This window comes from Psychrobacter submarinus (assembly GCF_904846685.1).
GTDB lineage: Bacteria > Pseudomonadota > Gammaproteobacteria > Pseudomonadales > Moraxellaceae > Psychrobacter > Psychrobacter submarinus.
Genome location: NZ_CAJHBQ010000003.1, coordinates 21,040 through 42,086, shown reverse-complemented (window position 1 = coordinate 42,086; position 21,047 = coordinate 21,040). Strand labels below are relative to the sequence as shown.

At 47.0% G+C, this 21,047-nt stretch carries 17 protein-coding genes; 3 read left to right on the top strand and 14 right to left on the bottom strand.

What is annotated here, in order from left to right; genetic code table 11:
- The first annotated feature begins 273 nt into the window (after positions 1-273).
- Entirely contained in the window at positions 274-1,392 is a 1,119-nt protein-coding gene (locus tag JMY03_RS09475; RefSeq protein WP_201603376.1) for a PhoH family protein, read from the top strand.
- Between the two features lie 144 nt (positions 1,393-1,536).
- On the top strand, positions 1,537-2,091 hold the full coding sequence (gene ybeY / locus JMY03_RS09470; RefSeq protein WP_201603373.1) for an rRNA maturation RNase YbeY: 555 nt from the start codon (positions 1,537-1,539) through the stop codon (positions 2,089-2,091).
- A 21-nt stretch (positions 2,092-2,112) separates the two neighbouring features.
- On the opposite strand, the gene JMY03_RS09465 is transcribed toward ybeY, so the two are convergent.
- Positions 2,113-2,991 carry a mechanosensitive ion channel family protein gene (locus tag JMY03_RS09465; RefSeq protein ID WP_201603371.1) on the bottom strand — a complete coding sequence of 293 codons (879 nt, stop codon included), beginning with the start codon at positions 2,989-2,991 and terminating at the stop codon, positions 2,113-2,115.
- 51 nt (positions 2,992-3,042) lie between these two features.
- Entirely contained in the window at positions 3,043-3,930 is an 888-nt protein-coding gene (locus tag JMY03_RS09460) for an energy transducer TonB (protein WP_201557597.1), read from the bottom strand.
- A 302-nt stretch (positions 3,931-4,232) separates the two neighbouring features.
- On the opposite strand from JMY03_RS09460, the gene JMY03_RS09455 reads away from it, so the two are divergent.
- Positions 4,233-5,018 carry a hypothetical protein gene (locus tag JMY03_RS09455; protein ID WP_201603369.1) on the top strand — a complete coding sequence of 262 codons (786 nt, stop codon included), beginning with the start codon at positions 4,233-4,235 and terminating at the stop codon, positions 5,016-5,018.
- A 111-nt stretch (positions 5,019-5,129) separates the two neighbouring features.
- Here JMY03_RS09455 and JMY03_RS09450 read toward each other — a convergent pair whose 3' ends face one another.
- The 12 genes from JMY03_RS09450 to nuoC form a co-directional block, all read right to left on the bottom strand.
- Positions 5,130-5,951 carry a ferredoxin--NADP reductase gene (locus JMY03_RS09450; protein ID WP_201557599.1) on the bottom strand — a complete coding sequence of 274 codons (822 nt, stop codon included), beginning with the start codon at positions 5,949-5,951 and terminating at the stop codon, positions 5,130-5,132.
- A gap of 343 nt (positions 5,952-6,294) precedes the next feature.
- On the bottom strand, positions 6,295-7,773 hold the full coding sequence (locus tag JMY03_RS09445; protein ID WP_201603367.1) for an NADH-quinone oxidoreductase subunit N: 1,479 nt from the start codon (positions 7,771-7,773) through the stop codon (positions 6,295-6,297).
- Positions 7,774-7,776: 3 nt separating this feature from the next.
- Complete coding sequence (gene nuoM / locus JMY03_RS09440; RefSeq protein WP_201603365.1) at positions 7,777-9,405, bottom strand: NADH-quinone oxidoreductase subunit M; 1,629 nt, start codon at positions 9,403-9,405, stop codon at positions 7,777-7,779.
- A 1-nt stretch (position 9,406) separates the two neighbouring features.
- The gene (gene nuoL, locus JMY03_RS09435; RefSeq protein ID WP_201603362.1) at positions 9,407-11,281 is read right to left on the bottom strand and encodes an NADH-quinone oxidoreductase subunit L; all 1,875 of its coding nucleotides are present in this window, start codon (positions 11,279-11,281) and stop codon (positions 9,407-9,409) included.
- A 4-nt stretch (positions 11,282-11,285) separates the two neighbouring features.
- On the bottom strand, positions 11,286-11,606 hold the full coding sequence (gene nuoK, locus JMY03_RS09430) for an NADH-quinone oxidoreductase subunit NuoK (protein WP_037059904.1): 321 nt from the start codon (positions 11,604-11,606) through the stop codon (positions 11,286-11,288).
- An 86-nt stretch (positions 11,607-11,692) separates the two neighbouring features.
- The gene (gene nuoJ / locus JMY03_RS09425) at positions 11,693-12,400 is read right to left on the bottom strand and encodes an NADH-quinone oxidoreductase subunit J (protein ID WP_201603357.1); all 708 of its coding nucleotides are present in this window, start codon (positions 12,398-12,400) and stop codon (positions 11,693-11,695) included.
- Positions 12,397-12,945 (bottom strand): NADH-quinone oxidoreductase subunit NuoI, encoded by a 549-nt coding sequence (nuoI, locus tag JMY03_RS09420; RefSeq protein ID WP_084212670.1) that lies wholly within the window; start codon positions 12,943-12,945, stop codon positions 12,397-12,399. Before nuoI ends, nuoJ begins: the two co-directional genes overlap by 4 nt.
- A gap of 54 nt (positions 12,946-12,999) precedes the next feature.
- Positions 13,000-14,043: an NADH-quinone oxidoreductase subunit NuoH gene (gene nuoH, locus JMY03_RS09415; protein WP_025647205.1), complete on the bottom strand. Its 1,044-nt coding sequence runs from the start codon at positions 14,041-14,043 to the stop codon at positions 13,000-13,002.
- 1 nt (position 14,044) lies between these two features.
- The gene (nuoG, locus tag JMY03_RS09410; protein WP_201603354.1) at positions 14,045-17,170 is read right to left on the bottom strand and encodes an NADH-quinone oxidoreductase subunit NuoG; all 3,126 of its coding nucleotides are present in this window, start codon (positions 17,168-17,170) and stop codon (positions 14,045-14,047) included.
- 10 nt (positions 17,171-17,180) lie between these two features.
- Positions 17,181-18,605: an NADH-quinone oxidoreductase subunit NuoF gene (gene nuoF, locus JMY03_RS09405; protein ID WP_201603351.1), complete on the bottom strand. Its 1,425-nt coding sequence runs from the start codon at positions 18,603-18,605 to the stop codon at positions 17,181-17,183.
- Positions 18,602-19,111 carry an NADH-quinone oxidoreductase subunit NuoE gene (nuoE, locus tag JMY03_RS09400; protein WP_025647208.1) on the bottom strand — a complete coding sequence of 170 codons (510 nt, stop codon included), beginning with the start codon at positions 19,109-19,111 and terminating at the stop codon, positions 18,602-18,604. Before nuoE ends, nuoF begins: the two co-directional genes overlap by 4 nt.
- A gap of 159 nt (positions 19,112-19,270) precedes the next feature.
- The gene (gene nuoC / locus JMY03_RS09395) at positions 19,271-21,046 is read right to left on the bottom strand and encodes an NADH-quinone oxidoreductase subunit C/D (protein ID WP_025647209.1); all 1,776 of its coding nucleotides are present in this window, start codon (positions 21,044-21,046) and stop codon (positions 19,271-19,273) included.
- Between the last annotated feature and the right edge of the window lies 1 nt (position 21,047).

Here is a 21,047-nt window from a genome sequence, read left to right as displayed (position 1 = left end):
TAAACTCTGTGGGCTTAACGCTACTTACCGCGTCTATCGTTGACGCAATTAGGCGACTTATAGACCATGCCAATTCAATAGTTTTAGTAGCAAATAACTACTGCCAGCTCTTAGCTTAGGTGTTTGCAATCAACATACAAAACAGTCATTACCAATAGGGCTAAAGGCTTGAATTTAAAATATTATCAACCATAATGAATGAAGGATATCTATTAACTCATTACATTATTTTTTGCCTAACAAATACAAGGCATTTATTATAAGGATAATCGCTTGACTGAATCCATTAGCCGCAATATAAAGTTTGAATTTTTGACCCAAGCTCAGCTAAAAACCGTACTAGGTGAATACAATAAGCACCTCAAATATATTCAAGATCGCCTCGATATCAAGATTAGCCAGCGCAAAACCGACTTTTGCTTGAGCGGTGATATTACTGGGGTTGAGCGCGGTGAGCGCATCATATATAAGCTAGTTGACGAAGCGCAAAACTCAAAAGATATCAGCGCCGAAGAGCTGCATCTTATTATTCAAGCCAGCCTGTCCCGTGATGAAGACATGGCTTATGACCAAGATAGCACGGACGACGCTCTCGTTGACGATAGTGAAGATGATGACGACTTGGACGCAAGCAATGAGTTTACGCCGATTAGTCTGCGCACTCGTAAAGGCAAAATTATCCCGCGCGGTGGCAATCAGCAGCGCTACGTCAAAAACGTTTTGACCTCTGATGTCTCTTTCGGTATCGGCCCTGCTGGTACGGGTAAGACTTATCTGGCGGTCGCGTGCGCGGTCGATATGATAGAGCGCAATGAGATTGAGCGTATTTTGCTGGTACGTCCGGCAGTCGAAGCCGGTGAAAAGCTAGGCTTTTTACCAGGAGACCTCACTCAAAAAATCGACCCTTACTTACGTCCACTATATGACGCGCTATATGAGATGCTAGGCTTTGAGAAAGTCGGTAAAATGATTGAGCGTCAAATCATTGAAGTAGCGCCGCTGGCCTATATGCGTGGTCGTACGCTCAACAACTCTTTTGTGATCTTAGATGAAGCACAAAACACCACCCCTGAGCAAATGAAGATGTTTTTGACTCGTTTGGGCTTTGGCTCACGCGCTGTTATCACTGGTGACATCTCGCAAGTTGACTTGCCGCGTGGTACCAAATCAGGACTAGCGCAAGCTTTGGATATATTGAGCGGTATAGATGAGATTCATATTACTAAGTTTGGCTCAAAAGATGTGGTACGTCATCATCTGGTACAAAAGATCGTTGAGGCCTATGATATCTTTGATGGGGAACAATTAGTCATTGATGAGAAGCGTAAGCAGCAGCGCATAGCGGAGCAAGAACGCAAACAAGCAGTTGCTAACGCAGCCTCTAAGCTTTAGTTGTCCGGTTAAATCCTTAGTTATAAGAACAGACGCAACCTTACTGCAACCAGATTATTATTAATAGTCTGGTTTTTTATATTTAATCTGGTCTTTATGCCCACAAACGCTTAGCAAAGAGAATTTTAAAATAAGGCAAAACAGATGACTTATCTCAATGACATAGACATCAGTGCTATTGATACTATTAATGATCATTTAATCGATGAGTTTTACCGCGCAGAAGTACTACAGAATATACTGTCAAAAGCTTTAACTTATATCGACGAGCGTGTTAAAGACGGTTTAACTCTGCCCTACTTTGCAGATATCGATGCTGCATTGTGGCAGAGCAAACCCAAAGCTTTAGATATCTATATTACTGATATGGTTGAAGGAAACGCATTGAATTTAGAGGCGCGCGGTAAAGACTATGCGACCAATATTCTCTCTTATCCAAGCGAGCTGCCCGCCAGCGTTATGGATCTAATGCCAGCGCTACCGTTAGGCGAGCTGATTATATGTCATGAGGTGCTCGTGCGAGAAGCAAGCGAGCAAAATAAAAGCCTAGCGCAGCACATCAGCCACTTAATCATTCATGGCGTACTGCATCTGCTAGGCTTCGATCATGAGCTTGGGCAGGCGGAGCAAGACGAGATGGAGCAGTTTGAGATTGCTATCTTAGCCCGACTTGATTTGCCTAACCCCTATTTGGCTTAATATCTAAAACCGATAAACTCTTTATGATTGTTTATCTATTGGCAGCTTTTGCGATTGATCCATATTATTCATCATCTGATCGAGACCTTTAATATGTACACTGCGCTGCGGGAACGGTATCTCAATCTTCTCGCTATCAAACACTTCTTTGAACCGCTCAAGTAAGTCGCACTGCATCGCCCACCAGTCATCATTAGTGGTCCAGACGTTTAGCGTTAGATCGACTGAGTTGTCTCCTAAGTTCGTCACTCGTACGATAGGCTCAGGATCACTGAAGGCGACTGGGTTTTCTTTGGCTAATCTCAAGATTAGCTCCTTAGCGGTCTTGATATTGGCATCATAGCCTACCCCAATAGTGATATCGACACGGCGATTGGGCAGCGCGGTGTAGTTCGTCACCGCGGAGGTGGTGATATCGCTATTAGGAATAATGATGTCATGATTATTAATCGTAGTCATATGAGTATTGACTAACGTAATTTCCGCCACCGTACCAGTATAGCCACTGATCTGCACATAATCGCCTTTAATGAAGGGCTTAAAAGTGACGATAATAATACCCGCCGCGAAGTTTGAGAGCTGATCTTTTAAGGCCAGACCAATAGCAACGGCTGCGCCGCCTAAAATAGCAACGACCGAGGTGGTATGAACGCCGACTTGGTTTAGCGCGGCTAAAACGATAACGACCAATAAAATGCCATATAACAGTCGACTCAAAAAATTAGCCGCTGTTGTTTCTAAGTGGCCACGCACCATCAGACGATTGGCAAAGGTGACTAGTTTTTTGGCAAGCCAGCGGCCAATGACAAAAATGAGTATCGCAAAAGCCACTTTGAATATCAAAGCGATGGCACTACTGGTCAATGTCGCAACGTCAACCGTAAATCCTAAAAACTCCATAATGATCCTACTCTTTATAATTTTGCCGATGAATATTGATAATAAGGACGCTTAGTAAGTGACCTCAATTTTATCACTATAACGATAAGTACGAATGAGTCTGAGCTCAACGATATCACTCATATCTTCGGTGAACTTGCCAAAAGGCGCGGCCTTACGCACCGACTGCTTCGCCGCTTCATCCAAAATATTGGAATTTGAGCTTTCAAGCAGACGGATGGCTTTGATATTACCATCATTACTGATGATGACCATCAAGCGCACTTCACCGGTGATGCCTTGTACTCGCGCCTGTCTTGGATAATACAAATTACCCACGCGCTCGACATGATCGCGAAAAGTCTCTATATAATCCGCCGCCGCGCCGCGCGTAGTAGAGTTGCTATCGAGGGTGACGACTTTTGACTTAGTGGCATAAACTTGCTGACGCTGAGATAGCTGCGCCTCAAGCGTGGCGATCTGTTTACGCAGGCGCGCCTCTTGCGCCCTAACATCGTCTTTTGCTTGCTGCTCGTCGTTATCAGTATTGTCACTCGCTTGCCGCCAGCTTAAAGTGGTGCGCAAATAGCTTTCTTGATACTGCTGTTGTCGCACTTGCTGCTGCAAATTGATGACATCTTGGGTTTCACTGATTTGCTCAGCTGCGAGCGGACTGGTTTGCGCGCTTTCTTGCCGAATCTGCTCATCTACAGTGCCGCCGCCTATCTGCGAAGCATTAGCGATATAATAGGCATCTTCGTTTGGCTGCATGTTATCAGTGAGCGCTTTTGCCACATCTTGTATCATAGCGGCAGGATGACTGCCCATCGAGAAGCTAATGCCGAAGATAAGCAGCACATGCACGCCAAGCGCGATAATAATCGCTACTGGCATACTAAAGCTGCGAGTAGGCGCTTGGCTTGAGAAATGATAACTTTGTGAATCTTTGATATGCGCCACGGCAGCTCTCAGCTGAAATCAATGAATCTGATGACCGAATAAAGGTATAAAAATAACTGCGCTATGATAACACGAGCGTCAAGCAAATGTTTATTGCTGATTTAACGCAAGCTTAGCTTTCGTTTATGTCGAGCCGGACGACAATGACTGATAATGTATAGTTTTAAAAACGCTTGTCAGCGTTATTTGCTAAAATGAACACCCATGCGTTTTTTGCCTAATGCTTTTGCTATATACTGGCTTTTATTGGCTATGTTATAGCTCGTTTTGTCGCCTGTTTTATAATGATGATTACAAGGATAATGAGTTTGACTGATTCTAGCAACTTTGATGACTTTTATGATTTCGCTGATGCTATAGGAGAGCGTTTTAACCAGTCCTTTCATGAGGGCTGGGATAGCCTGGCCTCTGCGATAAAAAAGCTATATGGCAAAACTTCTGATAAGTTAGAAGATGAGATCCCACTACCAGTCGCCCAAAAGTACGTCAACGACGCTCTACAAAAATTTGTCACCGATAATGTAAAAGCCATTTTGGAGCTGCGAGTCGAGCTGCATGATAACTGGTTTCGCCTGTTCTGCACCATCGATGTCGCCGGTATCTATGCGGAGGTCGCCAGTAACTTCAGCCTAGTGCATGTGCAGCTTGATCGCAATGTCCAACGCTTTGTTTTTGGTCAGCAGACTTATACTGATGTGCTCAACCTGCGCTGCGATTCTTTTATTAAGCGCCAAGGTATCAAGCTGTTTATTTGGTTTTATCATAGCGTACTAAAAAAAGACCCTTTAGGCTTTATTTTATCTTATATCAATATTGCCCGGCCTAAAGACGAGATTATCTATTTAGATATTCATCGCTGGTTAAAGAAGAATAAGAAAATAATGAGCGCCTTGCATAAGGTGCAAGTCAACTATGGTGAAGTTGAAGAAGAGCAATTGGTTCTCAAAGCTCAAGTCAACTACCGCGACTTATTAGGTAGTAATGGCGACGATATTATTAGCGAAAAAGACAAAGTCGATGATGAGCCTGAATTGATGCAAGGGCCTATCAATCCGGTAGATGATGCGACCGAACCCAGTCAAGAGTAAGAGCAAGAACATCCATTGTCTTATAATGACAAGAACATCTCGTCTCACAATGAAAAGCCCCACTCTAAATATTTAGGATGGGGCTTTTCATTATGGACTGAGCTATTTGGCTTACCAGTAGTTCTCTACGGCAATATTACCTTCACCGCGGCGATTCATCACCATACCTAAGGACTTTAAAGTCTCTTTGGTGTCTTCGACCATATCAGGGTTACCGCAAAGCATGACATGGGCGTTGTCGATATCAAGTTCGATACCGGCTTGCTTTTGCAAGCTACCGTCTACTAGCAGCTTAGGCAAACGCTCGCTCAATGCGCCTGCCACCGGCTCACGGGTGACAATCGGCACAAATATCAGCTTAGCAGGATCATCCACTAGCTCACCAAAATCGGACTGCAAACGGTTAATCAGCTCAACGTACGCCAGCTCCTCTTCACTGCGCGCGCTATAGGCGAGTACGATATGCTCATAGTCTTGCCACGTTTGTAGGTCTTGCAGCATCGATAAAAATGGCGCAAGGCCCGTACCAGTCGCTAGTAACCATAAGTCTTTTGGTAGCGGTTTTTGATAGCGCGCTAGCGTTAAAAACCCAAAAGGCATGGTATTGAGTAGCAGCTCATCGCCGACTTGCAAATGCTGCAGCTCGGAGGTGAAAGCGCCGTCTTCGATGACAATAGAGAAAAACTCTAATACCTCATCGAAGGGAGATGAGACGATAGAATAAGCGCGAAAGATATCTTCATTGGGCACCTCATCAGCGCCCTCACTTGATTGCTGCTGATGATAGTTAAGCTTGCTAGGATTGACCCCTAAACGCACGAACTGACCGGCAGTAAACTTAAAGCTATCCGGGCGCGTCACGGTAAAACTAAATAGATTAGGCGTCCAAGTGGTTTTACTTAGTACTGTTACTTTTTGAATATTAGCGCTCATAATAAAATCACTTATCGTTATAGATTAATATGGCTATCGATTTAATATTGTTATTAATTTATTGTTGTCAATTTCTCAGAACTTGTAATGTGAATACAGCACGCAAGGAAAATTTATACCAGTAGCACGCTACTAAAGCTGTACTCTTTTAATTTTGGATTAACGATATAAATATCTATCCATGAGGTTTTGCTAAAGCTGTTGTCACTGTTATACATTATGGCGCTAAGACTCATATTCAAGTTCACAATTTATATCTTCGAGTTTTAGGTTTTAAATAGTCACAAAAAAGGCTAGCCTGCGCTAACCTTTATTTATTAATTAAATGACTTCTCGTTTCATGTTACCAAATACGTGCAAGTGCTGCCCACTCAATCATATTGTTCGGTAAGATACCAAAGCCGATAATAAGAACCGTCACAGCGATTACCATCAGACCACCCATACGCATGCCCCAATGACCGACAACATCAAATTCAACGTAAGCTTTTGGACGTTTGAACAAAGTCAGCATCACGCGTAGATAGTAGAACAGGCCAATAGCGCTACCTAAGATAATCAACGCCGCTAAGAACCACTGCGCGCCTTGTACCGCCGCTAAGATGGCGAACAGCTTAGTAATGAAGCCTGCCGTCAGCGGAATACCCGCAAGCGATAGCATCATAATGGTCATAACCGCAGTCAGTACCGGACGACGCCAGAATAGACCTTGATAATACACCAGCTTGTCCGCTTCACCTGAAAGCCGATATGGGCTAGACATTAGCGTCACTACCCCAAAAGCACCGATCGAGGTAAAGGCATATACTGCCATATACATGCTCGAAACACTATCAGCAGCGGCGCCAATACTGACGACGACAATCAGCACATAGCCCATATGCGCAATAGAAGAGTAGCCCAATAAGCGCTTGAGATTACTTTGACGCAGAGCAAGCATGTTGCCGATCAGAATAGATAAAGTCGCCATTACCATGAGGAGCATCTGTACTGAAGGCAACGCTAGTAGCGCGGTATCGAGTAAGAAACGCACGGCCAATGCCATCATCGCCACTTTTGATACTGAGGCTAGATAAGTGGCAATTGGCGCAGGTCCCCCTTCATAGACATCAGGCGTCCACATATGAAACGGTGCTGCAGATAATTTGAACGCGATGCCGAACATCATCATCGCCGCGCCCAAGATTACCAAAGGTGAGTCATAGGCGTTAACGAGCACAACGCTAATCTGCTTAAACCCTAAAGCGCCCACTTGCGCATAGATAAAGGCCATACCCATCAGTAAGGTGGCAGAGGCCGTCGCTGACAGTACCAGATACTTAAGCCCTGACTCCAAGGATTGGTTGCGCGAAAAAGTATAAGCAAGCAAACCATATAAAGGCACTGATAATAGCTCTAAGCTGATAAAGAACGCGGCCATGTGCTGAGCACAGACCATCAGTAGCGCCCCGACTGTAGAGATGAGAATCAGCAGGTACAGCTCTTCTTTATTATCTTGTAGGTTAGCAAGATAAGCATAGGACAAAGTGCAGCAAGCGAGCGCACAGATAAGAATGACCACCATATTGAACTGGGCAAAATTATCAATGACAAACAGCTGCTCAGCCAAAGGCATCAGCGTGCCAGAGCTTACCATACCAGTCATCTGACCGAGCAAAGTAAACAAAGCTAAGTTCAGACCTATGACGGTAATCGTACCGGTAATAAAATGTGAGCGTTTAATAGTGATCGCAATCATCGTCAAGATAACGGTAATCACTATGATAAGAATCGGTGCGTAAGGCATCAGCCCCATCAAATCATTCATCGTAATATCAGTCATGACTTAACGTGCCTCCATTGCATCAAGCAAACTCGATGCGTCCACTTGAGTGACTTCGCTATAAATATAGGCATTATTGATCCACTGCATCGCATGGCTAGAAGTATCTAACACTGGTTGTGGGTACAGTCCGAGCCAAACTAGACCGGCCGCTAAGGTCAGCAGCAAGGTAATCTCACGCTTGCCTAGATCCTTTAGTGGACGCTCAGGCAGGCCATGTGCCTTAGTATGTTCTAACGCAACTTCTTTAGCATTATTCACACCAAATAAAGTACGGTAAACCAGAATCAGTGAATATAGGCCTGCTAACACTAAGCTAAAGGTCGCCAGTACGACGAATACAGGATACTGAGCGAAAGTGCCAAATAAAATCATGAACTCGCCAATGAAGTTACCAGTACCTGGGATACCAAGTAGCGCAGCACAAAAGAACATCAGCATCGGTGCATAATAGCGGAACTGCCCCCACATACCGCCCATCAATGTGATGTCGCGGGTATGCAAACGCTCATAGAGCTGACCTGCCATAATAAATAACGCCGCTGAGCTAAGCCCATGTGCGAGCATCTGTATCATTAAGCCTTGTAAGCTGAGCAAAGTACCAGCATAAATCGCTAGGACAATAAAGCCCATATGCGAGATACTGGTATAGGCCAGTAGTCGCTTCATATCGGTCTGCATGAAGGCAAGCCAAGCGCCGTAAAAGATACCAATAGCGCCAAGCGTCAACGCAATAGGCGCAAACTCTTGCGAGGCAGCTGGAAATAGCGGCAACACAAAGCGTATCAAACCATAAGCGGCCGTCTTAATCAGTACCCCAGCCAAATCAACAGAACCTGCCGTCGGTGCCTGCGCATGCGCGTCAGGTAACCAGCCATGAAACGGTAAAATCGGCAATTTCACGGCAAAACCGATAAAGAAGCACAGCATAATCGGATATTCCCAGCCACCAAGCGAGGTGCCGAGCAGGTCATTATAGTTAAAGCTAACAACACCTGTTTGCGCACGGTTAAAAATAACCAGCAGCAAAATACCGATCAGCATGATAAGCCCTGAGGCTTGGGTATAAATAAAGAATTTTGTTGCGGCGTATTCTTTGGTCTTACCACCGACCACATCATGACCCCAAAGTGCGATCAAGAAGTAGATAGGAACCAGCATCATCTCCCAAAAGAAGAAGAATAAGAACAGATCAATGGCTAAAAACACCCCGATGACGCCGCCTAGACTCCATAGCAAGTTGAGATGAAAAAACCCAACTCGGCGCTGAATCTCATTCCACGAACAAGCTACCGCTGCCACGCCCAAAAACCCAGTCAAAGCCACCATCAATAGTGACATACCATCCATCGCTAGATGGAAGCTGATGCCCATAGCGGGTATCCAAGGCACACTGAATTCAGCGACCCAAGGTACAGCCGACTGCGGCGCAATGACCTGCTTACTCATGCCGCTAAAATCACCGTAATGCCATAGTACTAACGACAAAACGAAAGTCAGTATCATGCCGAACAAAGCAATCCAGCGCGGCAGGCGCTTATTGAAGCGCTCAACCAACCAACATAACAACCCCGCTATAAACGGAATTGCAATCAATGCTGGTAGCATCCACGTTTGTTGTAACTCTATCATCTTACACCACCGTCATCATTACCAGCACTAGCAATACCGCTACGCCCAAGCCAAAGCTTGCCGCGTAGCCTCGAAGAGATCCTGTCTGCGTCCGGGAAAATACTTTATTACCGATTGAGGCCAGCGTAGGCAGTACCATCCAGCTTTTATCGACAGGATCGGCTTTGAACAAGCGGCCGATGAATAAAAAGGGTTTTACAAATATAATATCGAATAACGCATCGAAGCCTAAACCGTGATAGCACCAGTAATAAAGGCCGCCACCGATAGTCGAGCGCTTGAACTTAGTGAGCATCCGGCCTTTATCAACGACATACAACAGCGCCGCTATAATTAAACCTAACAGCATCGCACCCATAGCGATATATTCAGCAGTATGCTTACCATGTGCCTCACCGCTCAGCTCTAATAGATGGCCAAAGCTCTCTGGCAGCACCCCTTGTAGCGGCGGCGTGATCCAAGCACCAACGGCAGTCGATAGTACTAACAATATGGTTAATGGCAGCCAGTAAGAAATCCCTTTTAGCTTGTGCGCGTGGGTTTTCTCTTCGCCAAAGAATACAATCCAAATCATCCGGAAAGTATAAAGTGCCGTTAAGAAGGCGCCGAATACGCCCATATAAAATAGCACTTGATGACCGGTGGCATAAGTCTCCCAAAGAATCGCTTCTTTAGAATAAAAGCCAACCGTCACCCAAGGAATAGCTGCTAGAGCGCCGCCGCCTACCAAGTAACACCAAAATACTAAAGGTATCTTTTTGCGCAGACCGCCCATCTTAAAGATGTTTTGTTCATGATGTACAGCTAAGATCACCGCACCTGAAGATAGGAATAATAAAGCTTTAAAGAAAGCATGCGTCATCAAATGGAAGATAGCGCCTTGCCATGCGCCTACGCCGAGCGCTAAAAACATGTAGCCGATTTGACTCATAGTCGAATAAGCTAAAATACGCTTGATATCGGTTTGCGCTAAAGCACAGAAACCTGCGACCACAAGCGTCAACGCGCCAACGCCGCCGACCCAGTACAATAAAATCCCTGGGGTCAGCTCAAACAGCGGATGCATACGGGCGATTAAATAAACGCCAGCGGTTACCATAGTTGCGGCGTGAATCAGAGCCGACACTGGCGTCGGACCTGCCATCGCGTCAGCGAGCCAAGTATGTAATGGCAGCTGCGCTGATTTACCCATAGCGCCGCCAACGAGCATCATGGTCGTCAGTATCATGGTTGGATTATTAATATCAAACATTTCTGGCGCGCGCGTGATAATCTCTTGAATATTAAGCGTGCCAAACTCGCGGAATAGCAAGAATAGCCCAAAAGCCAAGAATACATCACCGATACGAGTCACGGTAAAGGCTTTGATCGCTGCCTGACCGTTAGCACGGTCATGGAAGTAATAACCGATTAAAAGGTACGAGCAAATGCCGACCCCTTCCCAGCCGAGATATAACAGCAATAAGTTATCAGCAAGCACTAGCAAAAGCATGCTAGCGACAAACAGATTCATATAGCTAAAAAAGCGCGCAAAACCTGCATCGCCTTTCATGTACCAAGCGGCAAATAGATGAATCAAAAAGCCGACGCCCGTGATAATGCCTGTCATCGTCAGCGCTAAGCCATCAAAGCTCAAGCTAAACCCAGGGGCAAAATCGCCGACTTGAAACCAAGTCCATAGCGGTATTTGCATAACACTGCCAGCAGGATAGCTCGTTAAAAAGCTAAAGCTTGCCACTAAAGTACAAAGCGCCGATAGCGCCATGCTGCCGACACCGACGAAGCCAGCGGCCTGCTCAGATAATTTGTCACGCATAAAGGCTAAAATCAAAAAGCCAATGAGCGGAAATATAAAGGTTAATGGTAATAAACTCATGGCATCATCCTTTCATCTCATTGGCGCTATCGACATCGAGATGTCCACGCTTATGATAAAACTGTAATAGTATCGCAAGCCCAATAGAGACCTCAGCGGCAGCTAGAGTCAAAATAAAGATAAACATCACTTGTCCATCTGGATCGACCCAGCGGCTGCCTGCGACCACAAATGCCAACGCTGCGGCATTCATCATAATCTCAAGTCCCATCAGCATAAATAAGAAATTCCGCCGTACCATGACACCGCACAGACCGATAGTGAATAAGATACCTGCCAATATGAGTCCATGGCTCATCGGTATCAGACCGAGCGTATTTTGCATTGCCATAGCAGGCTCGGCAAGACCCACTACCTCATGCGCAAACGGCACGCTTGATACCTCCCCAGCCACACTTACTGCTTGTACCATCAGTCTAGCTCCTTACGCTTGCTACGCGGCGCTGCCACATAGTCATTAGGATCAACCGTATCGTAAACATAAGGCTTAGCCATTTCGGTCGCATCAGTATTACTCTCAAGCTTATCTTCATCATATTCTTTGATGCTACCCACCGAAGGACGATACGCTAAGCTATCGTTATCGACAATCTCATCATCATTAGACTCTTTACCTAAATGATAAGCAGCAACTAAAGCGGCGAGTAACAAAAAGGCCGCCACTTCAACGAGCATAATATATTTGGTAAATAGTACGGTGCCGACTGCTTTTGCTGGGACATTAACCCCGCCGATAACCGCGGTCTCGTTATGATTAAGACCGATCATGCCATATAGCACTACGGCGATAATCAGGGTAAGCCCAGTCGGTATCGCCCAAGTCTTTGCATCGAGCCAGCGCTCTTCACGCGCCTCATCTGCCATGCCCAAATTGAGCATCATAATCACAAAGACAAATAGCACCATAATGGCACCGGCATAAACAACAATCTCAAGCGCGCCAGCAAAAGGCGCCCCTAAAACAAAGAAAATACCCGACAACGCCAGTAAAGTGACGATCATCGCTAAGATAGCGTGGACGGGATTGGCGTGAGTCACCACTCGTAGACTGGCAAAAATAGCCACTGCGCCTAGAGCATAAAACCCTACCAAATCCGGATGATTCATAAACTCCATCATGGTAGCAAACTCCTTACATCGATAGGTGCCGACTCGTTTTGCGCCGCGCCTTTTGGTTTTTCGTCTACTGCCATACCTGTCACTCGGTAATAATTATAATCAGGATATTTTCCTGGCCCTGAGATCAATAGATGCTCTTTTTCGTAGACTAAATCCTGACGCACATACTCACCAAGCTCAAAATCTGGCGTCATCTGAATCGCAGTCGTCGGACAGGCCTCTTCGCACATCCCGCAAAATATGCAGCGCGAGAAGTTAATACGGAAAAACTCTGGATACCAGCGCCCATCTTCGCGCTCCGCTTTTTGTAGCGAGATACAGCCTACAGGGCAGGCCACCGCACATAAATTACAAGCCACGCAGCGCTCATCGCCATCAGGATCACGCGTCAATATGATACGTCCGCGAAACCTCGGCGGGACTGGTACCGGCACTTCTGGATAAAGTATAGTATCGCGCGGCCTTATGGCATGGCTGTTGACCATCCACATACTGCGGACAATGGTAAACAGACCAATGACCGTCTTTTTTATGGCGTTTAACATGGGATTATTATCCTTATCAGCATTTCTTTGCGTCACCTATAAGACAGCATACAGCTACAGCGTTGGCGAAAAAATCAAAATAACCAAAGCCGTAATCAATAGATTGATTAATGTGACTGGTAGACAGACTTTCCAGCCAAAGTTCATCACCTGATCGTAGCGAGGACGCATCAGTGAGCCCCGTGCCAAGACAAACATAGTCATAAAGAAGAGCGTCTTAATCATGAACCAAAAAGCGGGCGGTATAAACGGAATATCGATATTGAACGGTGGTAACCAGCCGCCAAAGAACAGACAAGTCATCAAGGCTGAGATGAGCACGACGTTGACGTATTCACCAATAAAGAACATCCCAAACTTCATGCCTGAGTATTCAACGTGATAGCCTTCAGCAAGCTCCTGCTCCGCTTCTGGCTGATCAAAGGGGTGTCTATGCGTGACAGCAACGCCTGCGACCACAAAGGTTAAAAACCCAAAAAACTGCGGGATAATGTACCAACCATCAATTTGCGATTCGACAATCTCGCGCAGGTTAAAGGAGCCAGTCAAAGCGACAACGCCCATGAGCGATAAGCCCAAAAACACCTCATAACTGATGGTTTGCGCCGCTGAGCGCAGACCACCTAGCAAGGAGAACTTATTGGCTGAGGCCCAACCGCCGAACATCACCGCATAAACGGCCAACCCTGCCATCGCAAAGAAGAACAGAATACCGATATCCCAATCTGCCACGCCAAGGGTTGGTGAGACCGGAATAATAGCAAAAGAAGCTAAAGCGGTGAACATCGCTACCGCTGGCGCTAAAGTAAAAATGAACTTATCGGTGAATTTTGGCGTCCAATCTTCTTTAAAGAAAATCTTTAGCATATCGGCGACTAGCTGTAACGAGCCAAAAGGCCCGACGCGATTGGGACCGTAGCGATCCTGCCATAATGCTAGCATCCGGCGCTCATAAACAATCATCACCGCCGCGACAATGACTACGACTAAGAAGATCACCAGAGCTTGTAGGACTAAGAATAGAATAGACCAAGTCTCAACGGTTAAGCTATTTGCCAAAAAGCTTGGCACATCAGGAATGATACGAGTGATTTGCATATTACACCTCCTGCGTGCTGCTAATACTGACATTGTCAGCAGTGGCGGTCATCTCACTAGCAATGTCATCAGCCATGTCACCGTTTATTTTAACGTCAGCGGCTGGTGCTTCGACCTTGCGTACTGAAGCTGGCATCGAGGGATGAATAATATTCACTTGCCCTACCGGATAGCCAATACAGCCTTCTGCTAAATAATCAACCACTTGCACCGGCAGCGTCATCTGCTGCTGCTCGATATCGATCGCTAGATAATCACCAGTACCAATGCCCCAGGCGCTCGCATCCTCAGCACCGATATGCCAAGTCGCGATAGGTAGCTGCGCGGCGACAACCGGACTACGCGCGGCCATTATTGAGCTGGCAAAGATATTGTAGATAGGCACTAGCTTGGCTTGACCTTGCTCAATATTTGTACGCTTAGAGGTGCCTGCTTTTGGCGCCACATACTGGCGCGCGACTAAGCGCTCTGCTTGATCGAATAACCGCACGCCCGGATCGCCGCCTTTGAGATGACCACCGACTTTGTCTTGGTACTTATTCCAAGCTTGCGGTGAGTTCCAACCTGCTGCACTGGCAAATGGAATCATAGAACTGGCAGATTGCTTACCACTATAGCCTTCCATCGAAAAGGTCAAACCGGTATCTAAGTCTTTTGGCTGCATCGGCTCATGTACCGAGATAGGCGCGCGCATAGCAGTACGGCCAGAATAACGACGCGGTTGACGGGCTATTTTTAGACCGCTGATACGGTAATCAGCATCGGGCGCGGCGTCTTTGATAGCAGCAAGATTAGGATGGGTGGCGATTAAGGCATTAATCACGTCATCGAGCTGCGTCCAATCGACAGGCTTACCAAGTAGACTATTATGCACTGCATGCAACCAGCGCCAGCCTTCTTTGATACTGCTCATAGGATGATAATAGTCATTATCATAGACTTGGAAGAAGCGCTGCGCGCGGCCTTCCGCTGATACTAGCGTGCCATCTGCTTCTGCAAAGCTTGCTGCTGGTAGCACGATATCGACATCTTTGTGCCAATCTAGCAGTTGATGGTCAAGGGCGATGACCGTTTTATCAGTCAATAATTGAGTTAACTTACTAGCAGCGATAGCATCGCTCAACTGATTTTCCGCCACGACAACAACATCAAAGTCAGTCGCTAACAGCTCTTCTACCGATTGGCCACCGAGCAGGCACACACCAATACTATTGGCATCTGGCACGGTTAAATAAATACCCGCCTGCGCGCTGTAGTTAATATTAGCTTCTTTTAGCTCAAGGGTATCCGCAGGCTCGCGATTGACATCTTCTTGCTCTTGTTTATCCGTACCGGTTTCTGGTTTGCCAGGCTTAGCGGCGAGCTCCTTGTCCTCTTCAGGCTGAGCGGTTTGCGCTTGTTGCTGAGCCGCCTTGACTTTAGCATTGTGGGCATCGATGTGCTGTTGTTCCGTGTTTTTTATAGCAGCACGTTTGTTCGTTAACACTTGCGTAATCTGCGCGGCTGCTTCAATCATAGCGTTAGAGGCTAAGCTGGTGCCCGCGATAACCAAAGGCTTATCCGCTTGTATCAAGTCATAAGCGATCTGTTTGGCTAATGCTTGCATGCCATCGCTATTATTGCCATCTTCGCTATTATTGTTGCCAGTCACATCAGTATCGGCTGAAGCTTGGCTTTGTTGTTCAGCTGGATCGTCTATTTGCTTCAAGTCGTCCGCTAAACTCGCAATCTCATCTGCCACCTTGAACCCTAAGCGGGTGATATCTTCCGGAGTTGCCACTACACTTGCTTTACTGATGTCATCAAGCTTGGTTTGGGTGACGTCGATGACATAGACTGGACTGAGCGCGTCTTGAGCAATACGCTTCACTGGCTCAGCAAGCCAAGCTTGCGTCTTAGCCGCCGCCGCCATTTTCAAACCTTTATTTTTGGCCGCTTGTCGTACCGATAGCGCTACCCGTGAGGAAGTTTGCGTGATATCTTCACCCAAAACTAACACCGCATCATGACTTTCGATATCCGTCATGCTCGGATTATAAATACCTTCGGTGCTCAGCACTTCGATACACTTATTGACGAGCGACTGCTGCTGATGATTCAGACCGGTTGAGAAGTTATCAAAACCAACTAGGTTTTTTAGTGCAAAGTTAGTCTCTAAGCTTGCACGCGGCGAGCCAATACCGACGATTTTTTTATCTTGCAGACGTTTGATCGTCTCATCTAATGCATAATCAATATTGATTTTGACGTGTTTATCATTGATACGTTCAAGCGCTTGCGTTGGACGATCGGCGCGATTGACATAACCATAGCCAAAACGACCTCTATCACATAAGAAGTAGCGGTTAACCTCGCCGTTATAACGGTTCTCAATGCGGCGTAGCTCGCCATAACGCTCGCCGGGCGAGATATTACAACCCGCTGAGCAGCCATGACAGATGCTTGGCGCGTACTGCATATCCCACTTACGGTTGTAACGCTCGGAGTGCGTCTTATCAGTGAATACGCCCGTTGGACAGACTTCGGTTAAGTTGCCAGAGAACTCACTTTCAAACTGTCCGTCTTTTTCACGGCCGAAATAGACGCGGTTGTTCGAAGAGAATACGCCCAAATCCTCGCCGCCGGCATAATCTTTATAAAAACGTACGCAGCGATAGCACGCGATGCAGCGATTCATCTCATGGGCGATAAACGGACCAAGCTCTTGGTTATGGTGGGTACGCTTAGTGAAGCGATAGCGGCGGGTATTATGGCCTGACATATAGGTCATATCTTGCAAGTGGCAATGCCCGCCCTCTTCACAAGTCGGACAATCATGCGGATGGTTGGTCATTAATAGCTCAACCATCGAAGCCCGAAAGGCCTTGGCCTCATCATCTGTCACCGAGATATACATGTCATCGCCTGGCGCAACCATGCAAGACATCACAAGCTTACCTTTACCCGCCTCTAGGTCTTCTTTGTTTTGGTACTGCTTGACGGCGCACTGACGACAAGAGCCGACTGAGCCTAATGCCGGATGATAACAAAAATACGGCACATCAATGCCAAGTGATAGGCACGCTTGCAATAAGTTATCCGCGCCATCAACTTCGACAGTGGTTCCATCAATATGTATGACTGCCATGCCGTTCTCCTTATTTTGCTACTGGCTGTGGATTACCTGCAGCCTCAATCACATCTTCGCCTACCGCCTGAGCAATCTTACTATCGAACTCAGGACGGAAATATTTGATTGCACTCATCAGCGGCTCCATAGCACCAGGAGCGTGAGCACAGAACGTCTTACCGATCCAAAGATCGCGGGTCAGACCTTCAAGCTTCTCGACATCGCCGACTTGCCCTTCGCCATCATTGATAGCAGTAAGCAGCTTGACGCCCCAAGGCAGACCGTCACGGCACGGCGTACAAAACCCGCAAGATTCGCGCTGAAAGAAAACCTCTAGGTTGCGCAGTAGCGGTACCATATCTTGCGCTTCATCAACGACCATAAGCAATCCTGTACCCATCCGGCTACCGGCTTTTTGAATAGTATCGAAATCGACAATAGTATCTAAATGCTCAGCGGTCAAAAAGTCAGTGGATGCGCCGCCTGGTAACCAAGCCTTAAGGGTACGACCCTCCTGCATACCACCGGCAAAATCCTCAATAATCTCGCGCGCGGTGTAGCCAAATGGCAGCTCCCAAAGGCCTGGATCATTGACCAGACCTGAGCAACCAAATAGCTTGGTGCCAGGGGTTTCAACCGTTCCTTTGATCTTTGATAGATCTTGATACCACTTGCTACCATGCAAAATAATAGCCGAGACGTTATGTAGGGTCTCAACGTTATTGACGATAGTTGGTCTGCCCCACGCACCAGCGACTTGCGGAAATGGCGGCTTAGTACGGGGATTGGCACGGCGACCTTCTAAAGAGTTCAGCAGCGCCGTCTCTTCACCGCAAATGTAGCGGCCAGCGCCCGTATGCACATGCAAATCAAAGCTAAAGTCTGAGCCCAAGATATTATCACCGAGCAAATTGTTAGCGCGCATCTCATCAAGCGCCGCATTTAGGCGCTCGGCTGCCAATATATACTCGCCGCGAATAAAGATATAACCTGCTGTCGCTTCAATGGCATAGGCTGAGATGAGCATACCTTCGATAAGCTGGAACGGTAAACGCTCCATAAGTAGTCTATCTTTAAAGGTGCCAGGCTCCATCTCATCAGCATTACAGACTAAGTAGCGCGGCCCGCCATCATTAGGCGCCATGAGTGACCACTTAATACCAGCGGGGAAACCAGCACCGCCACGGCCTTTTACCACTGCTTCTTTGATAGTGCTCAGCGTATCGCCAGCAGACTGATTTAAAGCTATTTTCAGCGCTTCAAAGCCGCGTAGGGACTCATAAGTGGCCAAATCGAGTACAGCATCATGGTGCGCAAGTCGCCACGTCAAAGGCTTCGTTTCACTAGTCGCTGTATCTTTATCGCCATAAACGGCAATGCGCTGCTTGTTTAACTGGCTTGGGGCTTTGCCTTGGCGACGCTGGGCAATTTGCTCTGCAACGGTTAGTCTCATGCGTATAGCTCCAATAGTTGCGCGACCTCATCAGGTTGTACTGGGCCATAAGTATCTTCATCGATCAATACTGCCGGGCCTTTGTCACAGTTACCTAAACAACAAATCGGCAAAATAGTAAAACGGCCATCAGCGGTAGTTTGACCATACTCAATACCCAGCTCAGCTCTAAAAGCCACTGATAACGCCTCATAGCCTGTTAGATAACAGGATACCGAGTCACAAATAAGAATCACGTGACGGCCAACGGGCTGCCGATAAATACGATTATAAAAAGTGGCGACGCCCTCAATATCGGTCACCGGAACTTCTAAGATATTAGCGATAGCGTTGACCTGCGCATCATCTACCCAGCCATTGCGCTTTTGTACTATTTTTAGCGCGTCCAAAGACGCAGCGCGCGCTTGTGGATAATGATGCATAAACTCATTAATAGCGGCAATCTCACTTGTCGTCAAAATACTAGCGACATCTACCTTTGGCGTTTTATCAGAAACAATCTTCATCATCTTCTATTCTATCCTCACTCATCACGCTGCGCCCTAAGGCTTTAGTAATACTGCTGCAGCGGTTTGGTGTGCCTATTGGCGGTAATATCAATGTTGCTTATTTGCCTATTTTTTCTTTACTGGTCTTTTACTTTACGGGTTTATAACCTAAAACAATTAGCGATCACAGTCCGCCATGACGATATCGATAGAAGCTAAGTACATGATAGCGTCTGATACTAGCGAGCCGTTAATCACCGATGGCATCTGCTGTAAGTGCGCAAACGTCGGCGTGCGAATACGGGTACGGTAGCTCATCGTCGAGCGATCTGAGGTAATATAATAGCTATTGAGGCCTTTAGTCGCTTCAACGATAGTCGCGCACTCACCAGCTGGCATCACAGGACCCCAAGAGACAGACAAGAAGTGGTTAATCAAAGTCTCGATATCATTTAGGGTGCGATCTTTTGGTGGTGGCACCGCTAGCGGATGGTCTGCTTTGTACGGCCCTTGCGGCATATGATCCATACACTGACGGATGATACGCATCGATTGGCGCATCTCCTCAATCTTGACCATACAGCGATCATACGCATCGCCGTTATAGCCAATAGGCACCTCAAAGTCGAAGTTCTCATAACCCATATAAGGCCGTGCTTTACGTAGATCAAAATCGACCCCTGTCGCCCGCAGGCCAGCACCCGTCACGCCCCAAGCTAATGCTTGCTTGGCGTTGTACTGTGCTACGTTTTGGGTTCGACCTTTGAGCACGCTGTTTTGTAGCGCCGCTTTGACATACTCATCCAAGCGTTTAGGCATCCACTCCAAAAACTCACGAACCAAACGCTGCCAGCCACGTGGTAGATCTGCCGCCGTCCCGCCAATACGGAACCAAGCCGGATGCATCCGGTAGCCGGTTACCGCCTCAATGACGTCATAAGCTTTTTGGCGATCGGTAAACATATAAAACACTGGCGTCATACCGCCAGCGTCTTGAATAAAGGTACCGACATAGAGCAAGTTGTTAGTAATGCGGAAAAACTCGCTCATCATCACCCGGATAGTCTGCGCGCGATCAGGGATAGTAATACCGGCAAGCTTTTCAACCGACATGATATACGGCAGCTCATTCATGACCCCGCCAAGATAATCAATACGGTCGGTATAAGGGATGTAGGAGTGCCAAGTCTGACGCTCAGCCATCTTCTCCGCGCCGCGGTGATGGTAGCCGATGTCCGGAATACAATCGATCACCTCTTCGCCATCGAGCTGTAGTACTAAGCGAAACGCACCATGAGCGGATGGGTGGTTAGGACCGATGTTCAAGAACATAAAGTCCTCATCGCGGCCTGAGCGCTTCATGCCCCACTCTTCTGGCACAAACCGTAAGTTTTCTTGCTCATATTGCTGCTTAGCGGTATTCAAAAAGTACGGCGTAAACTCGGTCGCACGCGCATGATACTCTTTACGCAGCGGATGACCTTCCCAGTATTTGGGCAACAAAATACGAGTCAGGTGCGGATGACCGCTAAAGACAATACCGAACATGTCCCAAACTTCACGCTCATACCAGTTGGCATTGGGCCATATTTTGGTGGCGCTTGGAAGAGTTAAGTCATCTTCACTGAGCGCGACCTTGATACGCACATCGCTGTTGCGCTCAAGCGACATTAAGTGATAAAACACGGTAAAGTCGCTCTCTGGCAAATCACCGCGGTGCTGACGCAGACGCTCATCCATTGCCGATAAATCAAAGAGCATCACGTAGGGCTTTGGCAGCTTACGCAAGAACAGTAAAATGTCTAGCAGATCGCTGCGAGCGACCCAAACCGTTGGAATCTCATCGACAGTATGCTGCACCACAAACTTACCTGCATACTTATGCTCCAGCTCTCTGATGACGGCTGGTACCGGTTTTATCTTAGGGTTTTTGTTTTCGACTACCGTGACCATG